This window comes from Granulicella aggregans (assembly GCF_025685565.1).
In the GTDB taxonomy this organism is placed as follows: domain Bacteria; phylum Acidobacteriota; class Terriglobia; order Terriglobales; family Acidobacteriaceae; genus Edaphobacter; species Edaphobacter aggregans_B.
This window is the reverse complement of the sequence record NZ_JAGSYE010000001.1, coordinates 665,837-685,430: the sequence shown is the minus strand read 5'-3', so window position 1 is coordinate 685,430 and position 19,594 is coordinate 665,837. Positions and strand designations below refer to the sequence as shown.

13 protein-coding genes are annotated in these 19,594 nt (G+C 62.0%); 9 read left to right on the top strand and 4 right to left on the bottom strand.

From position 1 onward, the window contains the following. Nucleotides 1–73: 73 nt before the first annotated feature. From OHL18_RS02835 to plsX, 4 genes are all read left to right on the top strand, one after another. Nucleotides 74–2,074: a PP2C family protein-serine/threonine phosphatase gene (locus OHL18_RS02835; RefSeq protein ID WP_263373317.1), complete on the top strand. Its 2,001-nt coding sequence runs from the start codon at nt 74–76 to the stop codon at nt 2,072–2,074. Nucleotides 2,075–2,133: 59 nt separating this feature from the next. After that, nucleotides 2,134–2,727 carry a YceD family protein gene (locus OHL18_RS02830; RefSeq protein WP_263373316.1) on the top strand — a complete coding sequence of 198 codons (594 nt, stop codon included), beginning with the start codon at nt 2,134–2,136 and terminating at the stop codon, nt 2,725–2,727. Nucleotides 2,728–2,816: 89 nt separating this feature from the next. Further along, a complete protein-coding gene (gene rpmF / locus OHL18_RS02825) occupies nt 2,817–3,002 on the top strand; it encodes a 50S ribosomal protein L32 (RefSeq protein ID WP_263373315.1) in 186 nt (61 codons plus the stop codon). A gap of 85 nt (nt 3,003–3,087) precedes the next feature. Continuing rightward, a complete protein-coding gene (gene plsX / locus OHL18_RS02820; RefSeq protein WP_263373314.1) occupies nt 3,088–4,098 on the top strand; it encodes a phosphate acyltransferase PlsX in 1,011 nt (336 codons plus the stop codon). 20 nt (nt 4,099–4,118) lie between these two features. Here the strand turns inward: plsX and OHL18_RS02815 are convergent, their stop codons facing one another. Next, nucleotides 4,119–5,342 carry an acyltransferase family protein gene (locus tag OHL18_RS02815; RefSeq protein WP_263373313.1) on the bottom strand — a complete coding sequence of 408 codons (1,224 nt, stop codon included), beginning with the start codon at nt 5,340–5,342 and terminating at the stop codon, nt 4,119–4,121. Nucleotides 5,343–5,859: 517 nt separating this feature from the next. Between OHL18_RS02815 and OHL18_RS02810 the strand changes: the two genes are divergently transcribed. Both OHL18_RS02810 and OHL18_RS02805 read left to right on the top strand, forming a co-directional pair. After that, nucleotides 5,860–8,448 carry a TonB-dependent receptor gene (locus OHL18_RS02810; protein WP_263373312.1) on the top strand — a complete coding sequence of 863 codons (2,589 nt, stop codon included), beginning with the start codon at nt 5,860–5,862 and terminating at the stop codon, nt 8,446–8,448. Between the two features lie 224 nt (nt 8,449–8,672). Then, the gene (locus OHL18_RS02805; RefSeq protein WP_263373311.1) at nt 8,673–9,377 is read left to right on the top strand and encodes a Fe2+-dependent dioxygenase; all 705 of its coding nucleotides are present in this window, start codon (nt 8,673–8,675) and stop codon (nt 9,375–9,377) included. 75 nt (nt 9,378–9,452) lie between these two features. On the opposite strand, the gene OHL18_RS02800 is transcribed toward OHL18_RS02805, so the two are convergent. Then, nucleotides 9,453–10,907, bottom strand: coding sequence for a sensor domain-containing diguanylate cyclase (locus tag OHL18_RS02800; protein ID WP_263373310.1), 1,455 nt, complete (start codon nt 10,905–10,907; stop codon nt 9,453–9,455). A gap of 124 nt (nt 10,908–11,031) precedes the next feature. On the opposite strand from OHL18_RS02800, the gene OHL18_RS02795 reads away from it, so the two are divergent. Both OHL18_RS02795 and OHL18_RS02790 read left to right on the top strand, forming a co-directional pair. Beyond that, entirely contained in the window at nt 11,032–12,030 is a 999-nt protein-coding gene (locus tag OHL18_RS02795; protein ID WP_263373309.1) for an oxidoreductase, read from the top strand. A gap of 28 nt (nt 12,031–12,058) precedes the next feature. Then, nucleotides 12,059–13,468 (top strand): serine hydrolase domain-containing protein, encoded by a 1,410-nt coding sequence (locus OHL18_RS02790; protein ID WP_263373308.1) that lies wholly within the window; start codon nt 12,059–12,061, stop codon nt 13,466–13,468. A gap of 283 nt (nt 13,469–13,751) precedes the next feature. Here the strand turns inward: OHL18_RS02790 and OHL18_RS02785 are convergent, their stop codons facing one another. Then, nucleotides 13,752–14,183 (bottom strand): type II toxin-antitoxin system VapC family toxin, encoded by a 432-nt coding sequence (locus OHL18_RS02785; RefSeq protein WP_263374576.1) that lies wholly within the window; start codon nt 14,181–14,183, stop codon nt 13,752–13,754. A 477-nt stretch (nt 14,184–14,660) separates the two neighbouring features. Next, the gene (gene acnA / locus OHL18_RS02780) at nt 14,661–17,546 is read right to left on the bottom strand and encodes an aconitate hydratase (protein ID WP_263373307.1); all 2,886 of its coding nucleotides are present in this window, start codon (nt 17,544–17,546) and stop codon (nt 14,661–14,663) included. A gap of 424 nt (nt 17,547–17,970) precedes the next feature. Between acnA and OHL18_RS02775 the strand changes: the two genes are divergently transcribed. Continuing rightward, a complete protein-coding gene (locus tag OHL18_RS02775) occupies nt 17,971–19,578 on the top strand; it encodes a YXWGXW repeat-containing protein (RefSeq protein WP_263373306.1) in 1,608 nt (535 codons plus the stop codon). Nucleotides 19,579–19,594 lie beyond the last annotated feature (16 nt).

The window sequence follows — 19,594 nt, the reverse complement described above, 5'->3', positions numbered from 1 at the left end:
GACGAGATCCAGCCGCTAACACTGTCCTCACACTCAACTTTTGCCGGAGCGCTTCGTGCGTAGATATAGGCTATTGCTGCTTTTGCTTCTGCCGATCTTTGGAGTCGGAGTCGGAGTCGGCCAGGGTCAAGGCCCGGCGGCTCCGCTGGTGCTGAATGGACTGGGCCGCATGACGGATCCGGTCGATGGCGTGTGGCAGTTCCAGGTCGGCGATGACCTCGCCTGGGCCTCGCCTGCGCTCGACGACTCCCGCTGGCAGCCCATCAAAGTCGGCCGGTCGTGGGAGGGGCAAGGTCACCGTGACTACACCGGCTTCGCCTGGTATCGCCGACACATCGTGGTTCCGGCCGGCACGCCCGCGCACGCGGAGCTCGCACTCTTTCTTCCCGGCGTAGACGATGCCGCCGAGGTCTACTGGAACGGCAGGCTGGTTGGCAGCTACGGCAAGGTGCCGCCGCACCCTGTCTGGTATCCCCAGCAATCTCCGCAGACCTATTCTCTGGGCCCGGCGCAGTCCGGCGTTCTCGCCATCCGCGTCTGGAGCGCTCCTATTGTCTACCTCAACTACCCGGAGCAGGGAGGCCTGTGGATCACGCCGCGGATCGGGACGGTCGAGGGAGTCGCGGCGCTCGCGACCGCAGACCATTACCTTTGGCTGCAACGCAACCAGTTCCACTTCGCGGTCTGTCTTGTATGCGCCATCATTGGCCTGCTGGCCTTGTCTTCCTGGTTGCGCGACCGCACGCGCTGGATGCTCTTCTGGCTGGCCATCCCCATGCTCAAGCCTCTTGCGCAGTTGGTTATCTTCGATCTCCCGGGCTTCTCCACATTCAGGCTGGCTTACGGAAGCATTGGCGAAGCCGTCGCCATCACCGACGCGGCCACCTGGTTCCTTCTGCTGTATCTGCTCGATCTGCGGTTCGACCGGAGGCTGGTGCGTTGGACGAAGATCCTCGCTTCTGTGACCGTAGGGCTGAGCCTCATCGACACCGTGATGGTTTGTCTTGACTGGACACGCCTCTTTCCACGCCAGTTCGTCTACTTCGACGTTGCATCCACCATACCGATTGAACTTCTGGAGATGTATGTGCTCGTCATCGTCGGCTTCGCTCTCCGTAAACGCCTCGATGCCGCGCGCTGGCTGGTCGCCATCGCCAGCGTTGTCTCCGCGCTGGAAACAGGCGTAAGCGACATCAGCGGGCTGGGAGTTCGCTGGACGCACTGGCCGCTGCATCATCAGCTCTATCGCACCCTGTTCAAGATCGCGGGCACTCCCATCAACGTGTCCACCCTCGTCGAGCTTTTTCTGCTGGTCTCCATCCTCTACGCTGCGTGGCGTTATTCCGTGGAGCAGAACCAGCGGCAGAGCGCGATCGAGCAGGAGTTCCGCAGCGCGCAGGAGATTCAGCAGATCCTGATTCCGGAAGTTCTGCCTGCAATCGCCGGCTATACCGTGACCAGCGCATACTTTCCCGCGCAGGAGGTCGGCGGCGACTTCTTCCAGATCATCCCGCTCGGCAGCGAGTCAGGTGAAGAGGGCGCCATCATCGCGCTCGGAGATGTGAGCGGCAAGGGCCTGAAGGCGGCCATGACGGTCTCTTTACTTGTTGGAGCCATCCACAGTACCGTCGAGATCACGCAGGACCCGGCAGAGATCCTCGCCGCCCTCAACCGCCGCCTTTATGGCCGGATGCAAAACGGCTTTGCCACCTGCCTCGTTCTTCGGCTCGATGCATTGGGACGCGGGACGATCGCCAACGCAGGTCACCTGCCCCCGTTCCTTAACGGGAGTGAGTTTCCGCTCTCGCCTGCACTTCCCCTCGGCCTGTTGCCCGAGGCAGAGTTTGAGACGACCGCGCTCCATCTTGCCGCCGGCGACCGGCTCACCTTGTACACAGACGGCCTGCTCGAAGCGCGCCGGGCCGATGGCGAACTCTTCGGCTTCGCGCGCATCGCCGAAATCAGCGGAGACACGTCGGAAGAGATCGCCAGAACGGCGCAACAGTTTGGGCAGGACGACGACATTACCGTGCTTACGCTTACCCTCACGCCGGTTGCAGTGGCTCTCGGCTAGGCCTGCCGACTTCGGGGCTCAGTCCAATTGAGAAAACCGCTCCAACTGGCACGCCGCATTTGACCCGCACCGCCATTCTCCGTACCGTTAAAGCTGTGCTAATTACCCCGTTCGATCTCGAAAAAGAGTCGCTTCAGATTCACGAATCCATTGCTGCTGGCGTGATCGACTATGCCGTCGATATCTCGCAGATCGGCGCGATGCCGGTCGACGGACAGGCCGACTTGATTGTGGAACATCGTGGATCGCACGAGTTCGTGAACGATATCCGGCTGCGCGCGGACTTCAGCGCGAACTTCGAGGTGCTGTGCGCGCGGTGTCTGGATCCGGTTCCGGTGCCACTTTCGGGGAACTTTGACCTGATCTTCCGGCCTGCGAGCGCGGATGCCGTGTCGGGCGAGCGAGCAATTACCGTCGACGAGACGGAAATCGGGTATTATGAAGAGAGCGGTCTTTTGCTTGAGGATGTCGTGCGCGAGCAGGTGCTTCTTTCCTTGCCCAATCGCACGCTCTGCACGCCGGACTGCAAGGGACTTTGTCCGAGCTGTGGCCAGAATCTGAATAGCGCGTCCTGCAACTGTGAGAAGGCCTCGGCCGATCCACGATGGAATGCTCTAGCCGACCTGGCAGGCACGATCAAGCTCAAGAACTAGCAGCATATTTCGATTTTTCAGGGTCGTCTCTACGGCATACGCTCGTTTTTTCGTGAGCGTGTGTTTGATCCGACCGAAAGGGAACTGCAATGCCTAATCCGAAACGGCGCCACTCCAAGCAGCGCACCGCAAAGCGCCGCAGCCACGACTTCCTCACCCCCACCGGCATCTCCGAGTGCCCGAACTGCCACGAGCGCAAGCTGCCCCACCGCGTCTGCAAGAAGTGCGGAACGTACAAGGGTCGCGAAGTGGTCGCGGTCGCACAGGCAAGCTAAGTCTCCGGCACCCATACCCGGGGTGCCCCATCCATGGCGGTCTTATCGTCGTGGGTGGGACGTACAAGGTGAATCAAGCCCGCTGATGCCAATCGACATCGTTGTAGACGCAATGGGCTCCGACAAGGCCCCCGAACCTGAGGTTCGCGGGGCAATTCTTGCTGCTCGCCAGTTTGATGTGCGGGTGCATCTGGTGGGGCCGGAAGATATAGTCCGACCAATCCTGCGTACCCATCTGAAAGGCGCGAAGCTGCCTGTCTTCATCGTCCCTGCCAGCGAGTGGATCACGATGACGGACAAGGCTGCGGCGGCGGTGCGCAGCAAGCGCGACTCCTCCATGCGAGTCGGCGTGAAGATGGTGCGCGAGGGACGCGCGGCGGGGTTCTTTACCGCCGGCAATACCGGCGCAGCCATGGCCACGGCGAAGATGGTCTTCGGGATGCTGGCCGGGGTCGATCGGCCGGCGCTGGCGACGATTCTGCCTACGATCTCAGGAAGCCCGTCCTTTCTGATGGATGTGGGCGCGAATGTCGACAGCGAGCCCGAGAATCTCTGTCAGTTTGCCGTGATGGGCTCGATCTACGCGCGCGATGTGCTGGGCATAGCGAACCCGCGGGTTGGCCTGTTGTCGATTGGCGAGGAAGACTCGAAGGGCAATGCGCTAACGCGCGACACGCTGCCGCTCCTGCGAACTCTTCCCATCAACTTCATTGGCAACGTCGAAGGGCGTGACCTCTTCAACAACAACACCGACGTGACGGTGTGCGACGGCTTCGTCGGCAACGTGGCGCTGAAGTCAGTCGAAGGCGCGGCGCATCTGTTTCGCTCGCTGCTGCGGGAGTCGCTGAAGTCTACGGTGACCTCGCAGGTAGGTGCGCTGCTATCGCGGCAGGCGTTTGGCGACTTCAAGAAACGGCTCGATTACTCGGAGTACGGCGGAGCGCCGCTGCTGGGTGTGCGCGGCGTGTGCATTGTTGGCCATGGGTCGTCGAACGATCGGGCGATTATGAACGGCATCCGGGTGGCGGCGGAGTTCGCGCAGGCCAAAGTGAACTCCGAGATTGAAGCCGCGATGAACGGGCACTCGGCGAGCTAGTTAGAGTTCGCTCAGGACACCTAGGTGGAAAGCATCACGTCTGGCGATGCTTCGTTTGCAGAGGGTTCAATTCTCCGCTGAACGCGATGAGCGAGGGCCCTGCCCAGTCGAATCGACGGTAGCTCGATCCAGCGATGAAACGCCGCGGCCGCCAGTAGCGAGAGCACGAGAAACGTCGCCAGCATCACTCCGTCCGGTACCTTGCGATACAGCACAATCGAAACGACCAGCAGCACGGGCACGTGCAGCAGGTAGAGGCTGTACGAGACGCTGCCCAGCCAGCGGATCGGCCCCAGGTGCAGGAATCGCGACAGCCAGCTATTGGGCACCAGCGCCAGCATGACGAAGTATCCCGCCCCCAGACCCACGGTAAAGTCCCACAGGAACCTCGGGATGTGAAGCAGCGAGGCGTACTGATAGAGCACGAGCGCCACCAGCGACAGGGCAGAGGCAGTCCAGGCGGGCAGCCGGGCGAGCCAGTCGATGATGGGTTGGCGATAGCGGGCGAGCAGCGACCCTACGAGGAAGATGCCGCAAAAGCCGACGGTGTACGACCAGAAGACCGACTGCACTCCGGGGTATCCGGCACCCAGGTAGGGACCTGAGAACCGTTCGATGATGCGATCCACGACGGGAAGCGTGAGAGCGATGAGGAAGGCCACCCAGGCCCTGAGCCTGAGGCTTATGAGACAGAGGACTGGAAAGATGAGGGAGATGCGCATCTCGTGCACAAGCGACCAGATGGGCGAGTCATAGGCGTAGACGTCATATCTGCCTAGAAAGACGAGATGTTCGGCGATCAGGTGTGCGGAGGGCGGGTTGCGCCAGGTCAGGTGAAACTGAATGCCGTACAGCTCCAGGCCATGAAATCGCCAGCAGCCCAGGACCGCCAATGCCAGGGCCGCCAGGTAGGGCAGATAGATGCGGCAGATGCGGCGAATCACGTAGGCGGGATAGCTTTGCGCCCTCGGCGCCATCTGCGGCAGCGTCAGCACGAAGCCGCTCAGGACAAAGAAGAGGACCACTGCGGCGCTCCCGTTTGTGAGCAACGGGATGTAGCCGATGTACCGGACGAAGTGCGGCGGGGAGGCTTCGAGCCATCCTTCGAGGAAGTGAAGCAGCAATACAGACATGGCCGCCAGACCGCGCAGCGAGTCGAGTTGTACAAGATGCGCTTGTGTCCCCTTTTGTTCGTCGCGCTGAAGCGGATGGAAGACCAGGCGACGCAGGTCCTGAGAGGTCATAGTTGCCGCTTTCGATAAGGATGATCCGAGTGTATCCGGGAAAGTGTTTAGCGGCATCCGCAGCCGCGCTTCCTGAGAGTACCTACGGGTCACATGGTCCTCAGAGCTCGTTGCAAAAGCCGGAACGAAGGCGTACCCCAGCGGCTAAAGCCGCATGGCAACTAACTCGTTTACGGCACGGCTGAAGCCGTGCCCTTAAGCAAGGCCGGGTATTGCAAGTTGTCGCTGGTTCACCGTCCGCCTTGCTCGAGGACAAGGCCGGCTGTTGCGACAAGAGCGAGAGCGGGTATTGCAAAAAACTTCTATTTCCAAGGATGAATGCGTTGGGTGGGCACACTTCCGTTTGTTCGGGGGAGACTCCTCCGTCAGGGTCGCGGAGATTTCGACGAGTGCGCTTGATCTCGGACTGATGCTGTCGTATATTCGAACTCGAGAGCAATCCAGACTTATTCAGTCGGATATTGAAGACGGGACATTTGCCCCGAACGACCCCGCACGTCTGTACGAAGGAGCACACATGCAAGAGACCCTGAGCACCCGGAAGAGCCCCTGGCTCGCACTTGGAACACTGGCGGCTTATACCGTGATGGGCGCGGCCCGGCCCGCGATGGCGTCCACGCCGAACGAGGATGGAATTGCGGCTGGCGAACCGCCGGTGACGACCAAGCCGGTCAGGCAGTTCAATATTCCCGCTGGCCCTCTGGACGCCGCGATTGCGACGTATGAGGCTCTGACTGGGCTTACGATCTCTACTTCCCTCCCCGGAAAAACCCTCGCTCCCTTCGATAGCCGTGGCGTTAGCGGACTTTACACCAATGAGGAGGCGTTGAAGCTGATCCTTGCCGGGACGGGCCTGGAAGCGACGCCGGCGGCGGAAGCGCGGTCGCTGGTCGTGGGTATTGCCCGGCACGCGGATACTGTGGATGTGAGCGCGGGCCTGCCCGACGCCGTGGCCATAACGAAGTTCACTGAGCCGCTGCTGGACACGCCGCAGACGATCGTCGCGGTGCCCAAGTTCGTGCTGGAAGACGAGGGCAACACCACGTTGCGCGATGCGCTGCGCAACGTTCCCGGCATCAGCATGGCGGCGGGCGAGTCCGGAGCGCAGGGCGACAACCTGACCATTCGCGGCTTTACGGCGCGTAACGACATCTTCCTCGATGGCATTCGCGACTTTGGCAGCTACTATCGCGACAGCTTCGATTACGAACAGGTCGAAGTGCTGGAAGGGCCAGCGGGCGTGCAGTTCGGCCGGGGATCGACGGGCGGCGTGATCAACCAGGAGAGCAAGGTTCCGCAGGCGCAGGACTTCGTCAAGGTGGGCGCGGTCTTCGGGACAGACCTTACCCGCCGAGTCACTGCTGACATCAACAAGCCGCTGCCGGATCTGGGCGATGGGACTGCGTTCCGGCTAAACGTCGTGGCTACCGAGGGTGGAGTCGCAGGGCGCCCCTATGCGGAGAACCGGCACTACGGCGTCGCGCCGTCGATCACCTTTGGGATGAACTCGAAGACGCGGTATACGGTGAGCTACTTCCACTTCACGGAGAGCGACACCCCGGACTACGGTTTGCCATGGTTCTTCAACAAGGTCGCGCCAACCAGCCGCCATAACTACTTCGGCTTCCCGGACCAGAACTATCTCCGCACGAATGACGACATCCTGACTGGAAAGCTGGACCACGACTTCGGTCCTAACGTCGCTCTTCACTCGATTGCGCGATGGGCGAACTATCCGCGGCAGGCGCAGATTACCGAGCCGCAGATCTGTTCGAATGCGTCGGTGAGTGTGCCGGTGGGAACGGTCGTGGCCAAGCTGCCTACATCGGCGATCAATACGACGCTTCCCTGCCCGTACACCCCCCAAAGCGATCCAGCGACCATCGCCGTCAACCGAAATCAGATCCAGATCAAGAGCGTCGAAGGCGATCTGTGGGAGCAGACCGAACTGACAGCGCGGTTCAAGCTGCTCGGAGTTCAGAATAGTTTTGCCGGAGGAGCCGAGGGTGGACGTGAGGTCTCGAACCCGATCCGTACCAGCTACGCCATCAATGGCATCAATACCGTTCCTTCGACGAACCTCCTGCACCCCAATCCCGCAGACTCGTTTGGCGGCATAGGCTATATCTCGACCGTGGTCCACACGACGTCGAAGAGTGGTGGCGCGTACTTCGTCGATACGGTCCACCTGGGACGATTGTTTGAGATGAGCGGCGGCGTTCGCTGGGACTACTTCGATACCGTCTTCAACTCGTACCAGCCGGTTGCTCCGCCGACGGGAGGCACGGTCAGCGCGGCGATACCACCGATCGAGCAGATCGTCAGAAAGCCGACCTACCGCGCTGCCTTCGTCTACAAGCCGACGCAGCATGGCAGCGTCTACTTCGACTACGGGACCAGCTTCAACCCGTCGGCGGAGTCGCTCTCGCTGAGCGTGGCGACCAGTCTTCTTCCGCCGGAAGAGAATGAGACCTACGAGGCGGGAGCGAAGTACAGCTTCATCCACGACCGCCTGATGGTCGATGGCGCGTGGTTCCACACGACGAAGGACAATGCCCGCGAGACCGATCCGACGAACTCGAACAACATCGTGCTGGCCGGGAACCAACTGGTGAAAGGGGCGCAGGCCAGTATCGTCGGCAAGCTGCCGCAGGGGACGGATCTGATCCTGGGCTACGCGTATCTGGATTCGGCGGTGACGTTCTCGAAGCTCTTCCCAACGTCGATCGGATTTCCGTTGGCGAACGTTCCGCGGCAGACGTTCAACTTCTTCGTGACGCATCGTCTGCCGCTGCGGATGAATGCGGGCTTCGGCGGCAACTCGCTCTCGAGCCGGACGGCCAGCTCCACGGTGCCGTATGTCCCGACGGGCTATGCCGTCAATCCCAATGGGGCCGGGTATGTCGTTACCAGCGTTGCGATGAAGGCGGTTCCGAGCTACTGGGTGTTCAACGCGATGGTCAATCGTCCGTTGACCGACCGGCTCGAGTTGCAGGCCAACGTCTATAACCTGGCGAACAAGTTCTACATTGACCAGCCACATCCGAGCCATCTGATTCCAGGCGCTGGACTGAGCGCGTTGATTGGGGTGAACTTCAAGTTCTAGATCTAGACACTGCGGCGGTCGCCTCGCTCTTCTTGTTTGTCATCCCCGAAGGGGATCTGCGTTTGTCTTTGCATGGCTGGGCTACGACCTGGTATCCCGTCGCAATCCTAAGCAACGCGAAACGCAGATTCCCTCCGGGAATGACAAAGGTTAGAGGTGGTCGCCGCCCGCGAAGCTTGCAAGCCTTTCCATGAAAAGATCCAAGCAACTGAAAGAGTTACAGAATGCTGATTACGATTCCTGATGTATTTACCGCTGAACAAGTGGCCGAGGCGCGCAAGGCGCTGGCCGAGGCGAACTGGGTGGACGGCAAGGTCACCGCCGGCTACCAGGCGCGCGAAGTGAAGAACAACATGCAGATCCCGGAGGGCAGTCCCGTTGCGGTAGCGCTGGGAGACATGGTGCTGAAGGGGCTTGCACGCTCGCCGTTGTTTATGTCCGCGGCGCTTCCGCTGAGGGTCTTCCCGCCGATGTTCAACAGCTACAGCGGCGGGCAGACCTTCGGGACGCATGTGGATACGGCGATCCGGCAGATTGCGTCGACGGGCCAGCGCATTCGCACCGACCTTTCGGCAACGCTGTTTTTGACCGCGCCTGAGGAGTACGACGGTGGGGAACTGGTCGTCGAGGATGCCTATGGAACGCACAGTGTGAAACTGCCTGCTGGCCACATGGTGTTGTATCCGGCGACGAGCCTGCACCGCGTCGAGCCGGTGACGCGCGGGGCGCGAGTATCGAGCTTCTTCTGGATCCAGAGCATGGTTCGGCAGGACATGCAGCGGACGCTGCTCTTCGATCTCGACTCATCCATTCAGCGGCTTGCGGGCGTTACGGCGCAGTCGCCTGGAGGGAATCCCGCGATTGCGCAGACGGGCGTGCAGTTGACCGGGGTGTATCACAACCTGTTGAGGCAGTGGTCGGAGATGTAGAAGCGGAGTTGTACGTTGTGCGTTCTAAGTTGTAAGTAAAAACAAAAAACTTACGAGTTACAACGCACAACGTTTCTAGGCGTCGGGGAAGAGCGGGGTGGGCTTGGGCCTGGGCTTGCGTGGGACGACCAGGGCCGGGCGCGGGCCGGGAACCCGGCGCACGGGCCTGGGCTGCGGATTGAAGCCCGGAGTGCCTTCGCTGTAGACCTCGAAGCATCCGCCGCCACGGCGCTTGGCCTCATACATCGCGGCATCGGCGCGGGAGAAGAGCTCGTCGGAGTTGGCGGCCTGGGTGGGATAGATGGCGATGCCGATGCTGCAGCTCATACGGACGTTCTCGAGACCCACGGGGCCTCCGTTGCCGATGGCGGCAGTGATCTTCGCGGCGACGCGGCGGACGTCGACCTCCTGCTGCACGTCGGGCATGACGATGATGAACTCGTCGCCACCGATGCGCAGGACGGAGTCGCTGCCGCGGACGGACTCGCGCAGGCGCTGAGCGGCGGTGACCAGGACGAGGTCGCCGGCGGCGTGGCCGAGAGAGTCGTTGACCTCCTTGAACATGTCCATATCGACGACGAAGAGGCCGACCTTGTTCTTATAGCGGATGGCGCGGTCGATGGCCTGTTGCACACGGTCGTTGAGGAGGCTGCGGTTGGGCAGGCCAGTGAGGACGTCATGCTGGGCGCGGTGCTGAGCGGCGCGCTCGAGCAGCTTGCGTTCGGTGATGTCGGCGGCGGAGATGGCGATGCCGTCTTCGAGACGGACGACTTCATGGCGGATCCAGCGCGGGATGTCGTCCTCGAGCTCCATGGGGAACTCCTGCACGACGGGCTGGCCGGACATGACGACCTGCTTGTACTCGTCGAAGAAGCCGCCGCTGCGGTTGACCGGGATGAGCGCGCACAGGTACTGGCCGATGATCTCCTCGCGGGGAAGGCCGATAAGTTTTTCACCGTTGGAGTTGAGGTAGGTGAACTCGAAGTCGATGATCTGGCCATCGCTGCCGCGGACGGATTGGAGGGTATAGAAGGCGTCGAGGCTGCTCTCGGAGGCGGCGATGAAGCGGGCTTCGTTCTGCTGGCTCTTACGCGCGGTGGCGAGGAAGTCGCGGGTGCGTCCGACGAGCGCGGCGACGATTCCGGCGCTGACCACGGCGAGGGTGGCGGAGATCATCTCGGCCTGGGCGGAGAAGTTTAGCTCCTGGCGGGACATCGCGAGCAGGCCCAGAATGCGGGTGGCGCCGGAGATGGTCATGAAGAGCGCGAAGATCAGGAAGATCCCGCGGATCTGCAGCAGTCCCTTGGACTTGCTGTACATGGAGAGGAAGGCGCCGGCGAGGATGAAGTAGCTGATGGTGAGCACCATGTCCGCGACGATGCTCAACGACCAGCCAGCCTCCGCGTGCGACGAACCGTTCGCCGCGGCATGTTGGAACCGGTGAAGCAGTAAAGCAGTAACGCAGACTGAGACCAGCCCGAGGGCCAGACCCCAGCGATTCGCTCGATTCGATAAGAAGGTCACGCGCATAGTTGGTGACGATTCACTTTGTCAAAAGTTACCATTGGTCAGATGCAAGGTAGAGATTTCAGGGAAACTATTTTCCCAGTGAACCTCCGCAGGGCCCCATCTGGAACGAGGATCTAAAACTCTAGTGTCAAACAAGACCGCATCATTACAGCCTTCTCTAGTGTGGCACACGCGAGATTTTGCAGAGCATATTCCGAATCAAGCTGGCCGCCGGATATTGATCACCGGCGCGAACAGTGGCATTGGGTATCCCACGGCGCGGGAGCTTGCACGCGCTGGGGCGCATGTTCTGCTGGGATCGCGCGACCGCGCAAAGGGCGAGGCAGCGGTGGCGCAGCTGCGCTCGGAGGTGCCCGCGGCAAGCGTGGAGTTAAGTGTCTTCGACCTCGCGTCGCTCGATTCAGTGCGGGAGTTTGCGGCGCTGGAGCTTGATCGCGGTCTGCCGCTCGATGTGCTGATCGATAATGCGGGCGTGATGGCTCCGCCAAAGCGGCTGCAGACAAAGGACGGGTTTGAGTTGCAGTTCGGGACGAATGTGCTGGGGCACTTTGCGCTGACGGGGCTACTCTTTCCTGCGATCGAAGCCGCAGTGACGATGTCGGCGGCGGTGGTGCCACAGGCTCCGCGAGTTGTTCTCGTTGCGTCGATCGCGCACAAGCGCGGCCGGATCGACTTTGAGGATCTGCAGTCGACTCGGTCTTACGTCCCAATGCGGGCTTATGCACAGACGAAGCTGGCTGACTTGATGCTGGCGTTTGAGCTTGATCGCCGGTTGAAGGCGAAGGGGTCGACGACCGAATCGATCGCGGCGCATCCTGGCGTGGCGAACACGAATCTCTTCCAGGTGGGTGAGTTCAATCCCCTGGAGAAAGCGATACGACGGATGGTGGGACCGTTGATTGGAGCGTTGCTGGGAACGGCTCTCGATGGCGCTCTGCCGACGATCTATGCGGCTGCGGCGGTTGAGGCGCAGCCGGGCGGCTACTATGGGCCGCAGGGCTTCCAGGAGATGCGGGGCGGCGATGTGGGCGTGGCGGAGGTTGCGCCGCAGGCGAAGGATGAATCTGCTGCCGCGCGGCTTTGGGAGAGATGTGAAGAGCTCACGGGCGTGACTTTTCCTTAGGCCGGATGCGCTTCGCTAGAATCTCTCCATGCTCTCCGTGCGAACGCTTCCACTCCTGTTGCTTGCTTCTACGCTTAGTGCCTCTGCACAAATGACGCCCGTGCTGCGCTCGATGATTGATGCCGCGGCAAACAAGGTGCTCGCCGACACAGGAGTTCCGAGCGCTGCGGTGGGCATCGTGATCGATGGAAAGATTGTGCTTGCGACGGCATACGGCGACGCGCGTTTGACTCCGCCGCTGAAGGCTACTGGGGCGATGGCTTATCCCATTGGATCGATCTCGAAGCAGTTTACGGCGAGCGCGGTTCTGCTGCTGCAGCAGGATGGGAAGCTGTCGCTCGACGACACGGTGAGCAAGTTCTTTCCGGAACTGACGCGGGCGAACGAGGTGACGATTCGCGAGCTGCTCTCGCATACCAGCGGCTACGAGGACTATGCGCCGCAGGACTACACGATCCCCGAATGGACGAAGCCGACGCGGCCGATCGACGTGGTGCATAAGTGGGCGGAGAAGCCGCTGGACTTCGATCCGGGGACGCAATGGCAGTACAGCAATACGAACTTCGTGCTGGCCGCGCTTATCGTGGAGAAGGCGAGCGGGATGCCGTTTGCGGAGTTTCTGAAGACGCGGGTGCTGGGGCCGGCGGGGATCAAGGATGCGTTGAACCTGAACGTCGACCAGGCGAAGGTGGAGCCGACGGGATATATGCGGAATGCTCTGGGGACGCTGCGTCCGGCGGTGTTGGAGGCTCCGGGGTGGTACTTCGGCGATGGCGACCTGGCGATGCCGGTGGCGAGCCTGCTGACTTGGGACATCACGCTAATGAATCGCAGCGTGCTCGCGCCGAAGAGCTATGACGACTTCTTCGCTGATGTGAGGCTGAAGGACGGCAAGCCGACCGGGTATGGGTTGGGCGTGGATGTGCGGGTCCGCAATGGGCATCGGGAGATTGAGCACTCGGGCGAGGTGGGAGGGTTTGTGGCGGAGAACGTCGTTCTGCCGGACGACCGGATCGCGATTGCGGTGCTGACGAACCAGGAGGCGAGCTCGGCTGCGAGCCAGATCGCGAAGGCGATTACGCCGCTGCTGATCCCGTCCCTGGCACCTGCACCAACGGCAGACGCGAGTAAGGTAGCAGCGGAGACGCAGGCAAAGACGATCCTCGCGGGGCTGGCGGCGGGCAAGATCGACCGTAGCCTCTTCACCGAGGACTGCAACTTCTACTTTTCGAAAGAAGCGATTAACGACTTCAGTTCGAGCCTCGGGCCACTCGGGCCAATTACGGAGCTGACCCAGCGGGCTAAGCAGTTGCGAGGCGGCATGACGTTTCGCGCGTTTACGGTGAAGTTCGGGGCAGACGAGAAGGAGAAGACGGTCACGCTGACGACTTATACGCAGTCGGATGGGAAGCTGGAACAGTTTCTGATAGAGCCGTAGGTAAGTGCTGCATGGTTTCACCGGGAATTTAGCGGACGGTACAGTGCAGACAGGCGAAGTATAAAGGTGATCTGATGGGGATCGAGAAGCGCGGTGCGTCGAAGGCCGTATTGCTGAGCCTTCGCGATTACGTCAAGCTTGCCGCACCGGAGCCGGAGGTGCTGAAGCTTCTGGGTGAGGACTCCGAGCGTACGCGGACGAATTCGCTGAGTGACAGGCAGATTAATGCAGTGATCAAGTCGACGCGGGAGAGATCATTGTCCCGAAAGTGATCGGCTAGCTTTTACTTGCATGGATTCCAGATTCCGAATCCTTCCTGCTCAGCGGCAATCAGTAGTGCGTGATCAGAAGCGACGAAGCGCATCTCCGGAGCAGACATCAGACTGCGAACAACGACGGCGCTGGCTAGCTGTACAGCGTCCAGAGTCCGCAAATTATGTTTATCGATCAAGCCGTTCGCTGCGTCTAGCACAGGCGGATTCACCGGCTGCTCGATCAGACGCCTAATCTCAGCGGTGATTGAAGCGAATGCAAAGTTGGCTTCGTCCGGGACGATCCTCCCTTCATTCCGAAGCCTACAAATCGCGGATCGAGCTTCGGTCTGAGCTATGGCGGAGACGACCATGTTTCGGTTGTCTTCCGCAAGCCAGAATTGCAGCATCCTCTCACTGCCCGACTCCTGTATGAGGAGTTTGAGAAATGCGCTGGTGTCGATGAAATGAAGGATCTAGAACCTCTCCCGGTCGGCTATGACGATCTCCGAGGCGGATGGGCCGTCTCCCCGCAACTTGAGGGGCTGGAACCTAGGGCGCGACTCTTCTCTGATAGTCGTAGTCATGGGCACAGGTGCATACTCTGAGTCAGCGCGTTCTGCGCCAACTTCCGCGCCCTCATCTCCATAAGGCCAGCAGCCCTGATCTACCAATGTCCGCCTAAGATCCCGATATAGAGTCTTGTGATATCTCACGGAATCAGGATTATTTGTTACGGTGGTGTGCAGGTCGTTCGGTCCAGTCATGTGGATCTGAATCCACCTGCCTTGCTTCTTCGCCCACAGACCCAGGCCAATTACAACTGCGTTTCCGTTGCCCTGCTGAAAGGTTCGCACATCGCCGGGACTCATCATCGCAACCTCCGCTGTTTTAGTCTATCGCTCGCGTAACCCGCGAGCGATAGACCTCGACGGGCAATCTTACGACGACGCTGCCAGTTGCCGAAGCACATACTGGAGGATGCCGCCGTGCTGGTAATAGAGGATCTCCTGCGGGGTGTCGATGCGCACCGTCACCGGGAAGACGACCGTGTGGCCGGTGTCGGATTCGGCCGTGACGGTGATGTTCTTTCCGTTGGGGAACTTGCCGTCGAGCATGGAGGCTAGTTCGCCCGGTTCGGCTCCCACGGAGTAGAGCTCCTGGCCGGAGAGGCCGAGGGATTCGGCGGACTCGCCGGGCTCAAACTGCAGCGGAAGGATGCCCATGCCGACGAGGTTCGAGCGGTGGATGCGCTCGTAGCTTTCGGCGATGACAAATCTAATTCCAAGAAGCCGCGGGCCCTTGGCGGCCCAGTCGCGGGAGGAGCCGGAGCCGTACTCCTTGCCAGCGAGGATGGCGAGGGGGATGGTGCGCTTGGCGTACTCGACGCTGGCGTCGTAGATGGACATGGGGACGTCGTCGGGGAAGAGCCGCGTGACACCGCCCTCGGTGCCGGGGGCGAGCTTGTTGCGGAGACGGACATTCGCGAACGTACCGCGCACCATGACTTCGTGGTTGCCGCGACGGCTTCCGTAGCTGTTGAAGTCAGCGGGTTTCACGCCGTGTTCGGTGAGGTACTTGCCGGCGGGGCCGTTCAGCTTGATGGAGCCGGCGGGGGAGATGTGGTCGGTGGTGACAGAGTCTCCCAGCACCGCTAAGATGCGGGCGGCGTGGATGTCCTGGACCGGCGCGGGCTTGGCGGGCATGCCGTCGAAGTACGGGGCCTTGCGGATGTACGTGGAGTCGGGCTCCCAGCCGTAGGTCTCGCCGGAGGGGAACTTGAGGTTCTGCCAGTTCTGGTCGCCGTCTGAGACGGTGGAGTACTGGTGGCGGAACATGGCTGAATCAATCGACGATGCGACGGTCTCCGCAACCTCGGCCTGGGTGGGCCAGATGTCTTTGAGGAAGACGGGAGAGCCGTCCTTGTCGCGGCCGAGCGGGTCGGTGTCGAAGTTGTGGCCGATGTGTCCGGCGAGGGCGTAGGCGACGACCAGCGGCGGGCTCATCAGGTAGTTGGCGCGGACCTCGGGCGAGATGCGGCCCTCGAAGTTGCGATTTCCGGAGAGGACGGAGACGGCGACCAGGCCGTGGTCTTCGATGGCCTTCGAGACGTCGGTGGGCAGCGGGCCGGAGTTGCCGATGCAGGTGGTGCAGCCGTAGCCGACGACCTGGAAGCGGAGCTCGTCGAGATACTGCATGAGGCCCGATTTGACGTAGTAGTCGGTGACGACGCGGGAGCCGGGAGCGAGCGAGCTCTTGACCCATGGCGGCGTGCGCAGGCCCTTCTCGACGGCCTTCTTGGCGAGCAGGCCGGCGGCCATCATGACGTAGGGGTTTGAGGTGTTGGTGCAGGAGGTGATGGCGGCGATGACGATGCTGCCGTGGTCGAGGTAGGGGTCGGGATCGACGCCGAAGCGTTCGGCGATGCTGGTGGGGGCGACTTTGAGGGCATCGACGGGAAGGGTTTCGACGGCTACCGAGTCGCCGCCTTCGGGCGCGGGTGAGGCTGCGCCCTTGCCGCTGGTGATGTCGCCGCGCAGGCTGGCGGTGCCGCCTTCGCCCTCCCAGCGGAGCATCTGGCGGGCGGCGGACTTGTTGCCGGCGGGGCCAAGGAGAGCGGGAAGCTGCTGCTGGAAGCTGGCGGCAGCGCCTGATAGAAGCACGCGATCTTGTGGGCGCTTGGGGCCGGCTACGCTGGGTTCTACGGTGCTGAGGTCGAGCGAGAGCGTGGCGGAGTACTCGGCCTCTGGGGCGTCGGGAGTGTGGAAGAGTCCTTGTGCTTTGCAGTAGGCCTCAACCAGGGCGATGTGTTCCTCGCTGCGTCCGGTAAGGCGGAGGTAGCGGAGGGTTTCGGCGTCGACGGGGAAGATGCCGCAGGTCGCGCCGTACTCGGGTGCCATGTTGGCGATGGTGGCGCGGTCTGCGAGCGGAAGCTCGGAGATGCCGGGGCCGTAGAACTCGACGAACTTGCCGACGACGCCGTGTTTGCGGAGGGCCTCGGTCACGGTGAGGACGAGGTCGGTGGCGGTGGTGCCTTCCTTGAGCTTGCCGGTGAGGCGGAAGCCGACGACCTGCGGCAGCAGCATGGAGACGGGCTGGCCGAGCATGGCAGCCTCGGCCTCGATGCCGCCGACGCCCCAGCCGAGGACGCCGAGACCGTTGACCATGGTGGTGTGGGAGTCTGTGCCGACGAGGGTGTCGGGGTAGGCATAGACCTTGCCTTCGGCGTCGGGCGCGGTGGTGAAGACGACGCGGGCGAGGTACTCGAGGTTGACCTGGTGGCAGATGCCCATGCCCGGAGGCACAGCGGAGAAGTTGTTGAAGGCGGTCTGGCCCCACTTGAGGAAGGCGTAGCGCTCGCGGTTGCGCTGGAACTCTAGCGCCGCGTTCAAGTCGTAGGCGTGGAGGGTCCCGAACTCGTCGACCTGGACGGAGTGGTCGATGACGAGCTCCGCGGGCTGGAGCGGGTTGATCTTTTCGGGGTCGCCGCCGAGAGCCTTCATGGCGTCGCGCATGGCGGCGAGGTCGACGATGGCGGGGACGCCGGTGAAGTCCTGCATGAGGACGCGGGCGGGCATGTAGGCGATCTCGCGGGAGGGCTCGGCTTTGGGGTCCCAGGCGGCGAGGAATTGGATATCGTCTGCGGTGACCGTCCGACTGTCTTCGCAGCGGAGGAGGTTCTCAAGCAGGATGCGAAGCGAGAAGGGCAGGCGAGCGAGCGAGACGCCCTGCGATTCGAGCGCGGGAAGGCTGAAGTAGTGAACGGTGCTTGCACCGGAGGTGAGGGTAGCGGCACTCTGGAAGGAGTTCGGATGAGGCTGAGACATTGCGAGTTTCTCCTGAACTTCTGCGCTCTCAATTATGAGCGGGAATGATGAAGTTGGGTGGGCGGCCCCAGGGCGAGTAAGGGAGGGGCTGAATTTGAGGGTGCGATGGATTCGGATGGATTCGTCCGCTGCAGCAGAATGTCTGCGGGGCGCAGGTCAGCGACCGCGGTCAGGGCGACCGTGGCGAAACCGTTTGATTCGAATCGTTCCGTTCATTCCACTCTCGCTCCCCAACAGCATAACTCCACCTGCGACCGTGGCGAAAGTGATCTCCTGACTGAAATGAGGGGGGAACGCCTGCAGAACTCTTTACCCGGGGCCGGGTTCCTCTGTTCGGCGAGATGACGGAAAATTCAACGGATTGTCTCGCCGTGGGTGTACTCCTGTGCATCTCACTGCAATACGTAGGGAGAAAGAGAGAACGATGCATATTTCGAAGTTTTTAGATCCCCAGGTACCTTCTGGCCCGTCAAGATTGCCCCGGCTTGCGCTATACGCGACGCTTGGCGCAGCGTTGGCTACCATGACCTTCGCAGGATGCAAGAGCGCAGACACTACGAACCCTGCCGATGGCACGACGGCGAGCGATCCCAACGCTCCGGACCCGACCCAGGCAAATATGGCGCCTGCGGATACGACGTCCACGCAGGGACCGACGCAGGTTGCGGGCTATTCGCAGGAGGCGCAGCCCACGCAGCAGAGCTACAGCAATGCGGCTCCTGCCCCGATCGAGCGTCGCGCGCCATCAAACAGCGGCGACCAGGGGTACTCCGATCAGGGCTATTCGGACCAGGACGCCGACGCCGGATACGATGCTACGCTTAGCGACATCCAGGCACCGCAGCCGCCACCTCCGCTACCTGAGTACGCGCAGCCCCCAGCACCCGATCCGAACTACATCTGGACGCCCGGCTATTGGAGCTACACGCCGCAGGGCTACTACTGGGTCCCCGGCGCGTGGGTCGAGGCACCTTACACGGGTGCGCTCTGGACTCCCGGCTACTGGGGCGGATACGGCAGTGGATACCGCTTCCATCATGGCTTCTGGGCCGCGCATATCGGCTTCTATGGCGGCATCAACTATGGCTTCGGGTATGTTGGTGTCGGCTACCAGGGCGGTTATTGGAATGGTCCGCACTTCTTCTACAACCGGTACGCCAACAACATCAACATCAATATCAATCCTGGGTTTCGGCAAGCGGTCTACCAGCACAATGTGATCGTCAATAACACGGTCATTAACAATCGCGTGGTGAACAACACAACCTACAACAACACGACGATCAACAACACGCGGATCAACAACGTCAGCTATAACGGCGGCCGTGGCGGCATCGCGGTACAGCCCCGTCCGGCGGAGCTGGCTGTACTGCACGAGCAGCGCGTTCCCCCCATGCAGGCGCAGGTTCAGCAGGCGCGGGCGGCGGCGGCCAACCCGCAGCAGTTCTACGCGCACAACCAGGGTCGTCCGGCGGAAGTAGCTGCTCCTCGTCCGCTGGTAGCCGACCGCGGCATCGCGCCGCCTCCGCATACCACTGCGGAGATCAACCGCTCAGCGCCGGTTCAAGAGCAACAGCGCCAGCAGGCGGAGCAGTTTCGTTCGCAGCAGGCGGCGAGACCGGCCGCAGCTCCAACGGCGCAGCCAGGCCGTCCGGCGCAAGCTGCAAGGCCGGAGCAGCAGACTCGACCGGTCGCTCAAGCCGGCCGTCCGAACCAGCCTGAGGCGCGTCCCGCTCCCCAGCAGCAGGTTCGACCCCAGCAGCCCGAAGCACGTCCGGCTCCTCAGACACGCCCACAGCCCGCGGCTCGTCCGGCCCCGCAGCCTGCGGCTCGCCCCGCCCCGCAGCCTGCGGCTCGCCCCGCCCCGCAAGCTCGCCCGGAGCAGCAGGCTCGTCCTGCTCCCCAGGCGCGTCCGGAGCCGCAGCCCAGGCCGCAACCGGCAGCTCGTCCCCAGCCTCATCCTCAGCCGCAGCAGCATCCTGCGCCTCAATCCCACCCGGAGCCGCATAACGAGCCACACGGCCACCAGTAGCAAGTTTTCCTCCTGA

Bases quoted from the DNA above. Each gene is read 5' to 3' on its own strand.
- OHL18_RS02800 (WP_263373310.1), bottom strand. From the start codon at position 10,907: ATGCGCGTGACCTTCTTATCGAATCGAGCGAATCGCTGGGGTCTGGCC.
- acnA (WP_263373307.1), bottom strand. From the start codon at position 17,546: ATGTCTCAGCCTCATCCGAACTCCTTCCAGAGTGCCGCTACCCTCACC.
- rpmF (WP_263373315.1), top strand. From the start codon at position 2,817: ATGCCTAATCCGAAACGGCGCCACTCCAAGCAGCGCACCGCAAAGCGC.
- OHL18_RS02805 (WP_263373311.1), top strand. From the start codon at position 8,673: ATGCTGATTACGATTCCTGATGTATTTACCGCTGAACAAGTGGCCGAG.
- OHL18_RS02815 (WP_263373313.1), bottom strand. From the start codon at position 5,342: ATGACCTCTCAGGACCTGCGTCGCCTGGTCTTCCATCCGCTTCAGCGC.
- OHL18_RS02790 (WP_263373308.1), top strand. From the start codon at position 12,059: ATGCTCTCCGTGCGAACGCTTCCACTCCTGTTGCTTGCTTCTACGCTT.
- plsX (WP_263373314.1), top strand. From the start codon at position 3,088: ATGCCAATCGACATCGTTGTAGACGCAATGGGCTCCGACAAGGCCCCC.
- OHL18_RS02775 (WP_263373306.1), top strand. From the start codon at position 17,971: ATGCATATTTCGAAGTTTTTAGATCCCCAGGTACCTTCTGGCCCGTCA.
- OHL18_RS02810 (WP_263373312.1), top strand. From the start codon at position 5,860: ATGCAAGAGACCCTGAGCACCCGGAAGAGCCCCTGGCTCGCACTTGGA.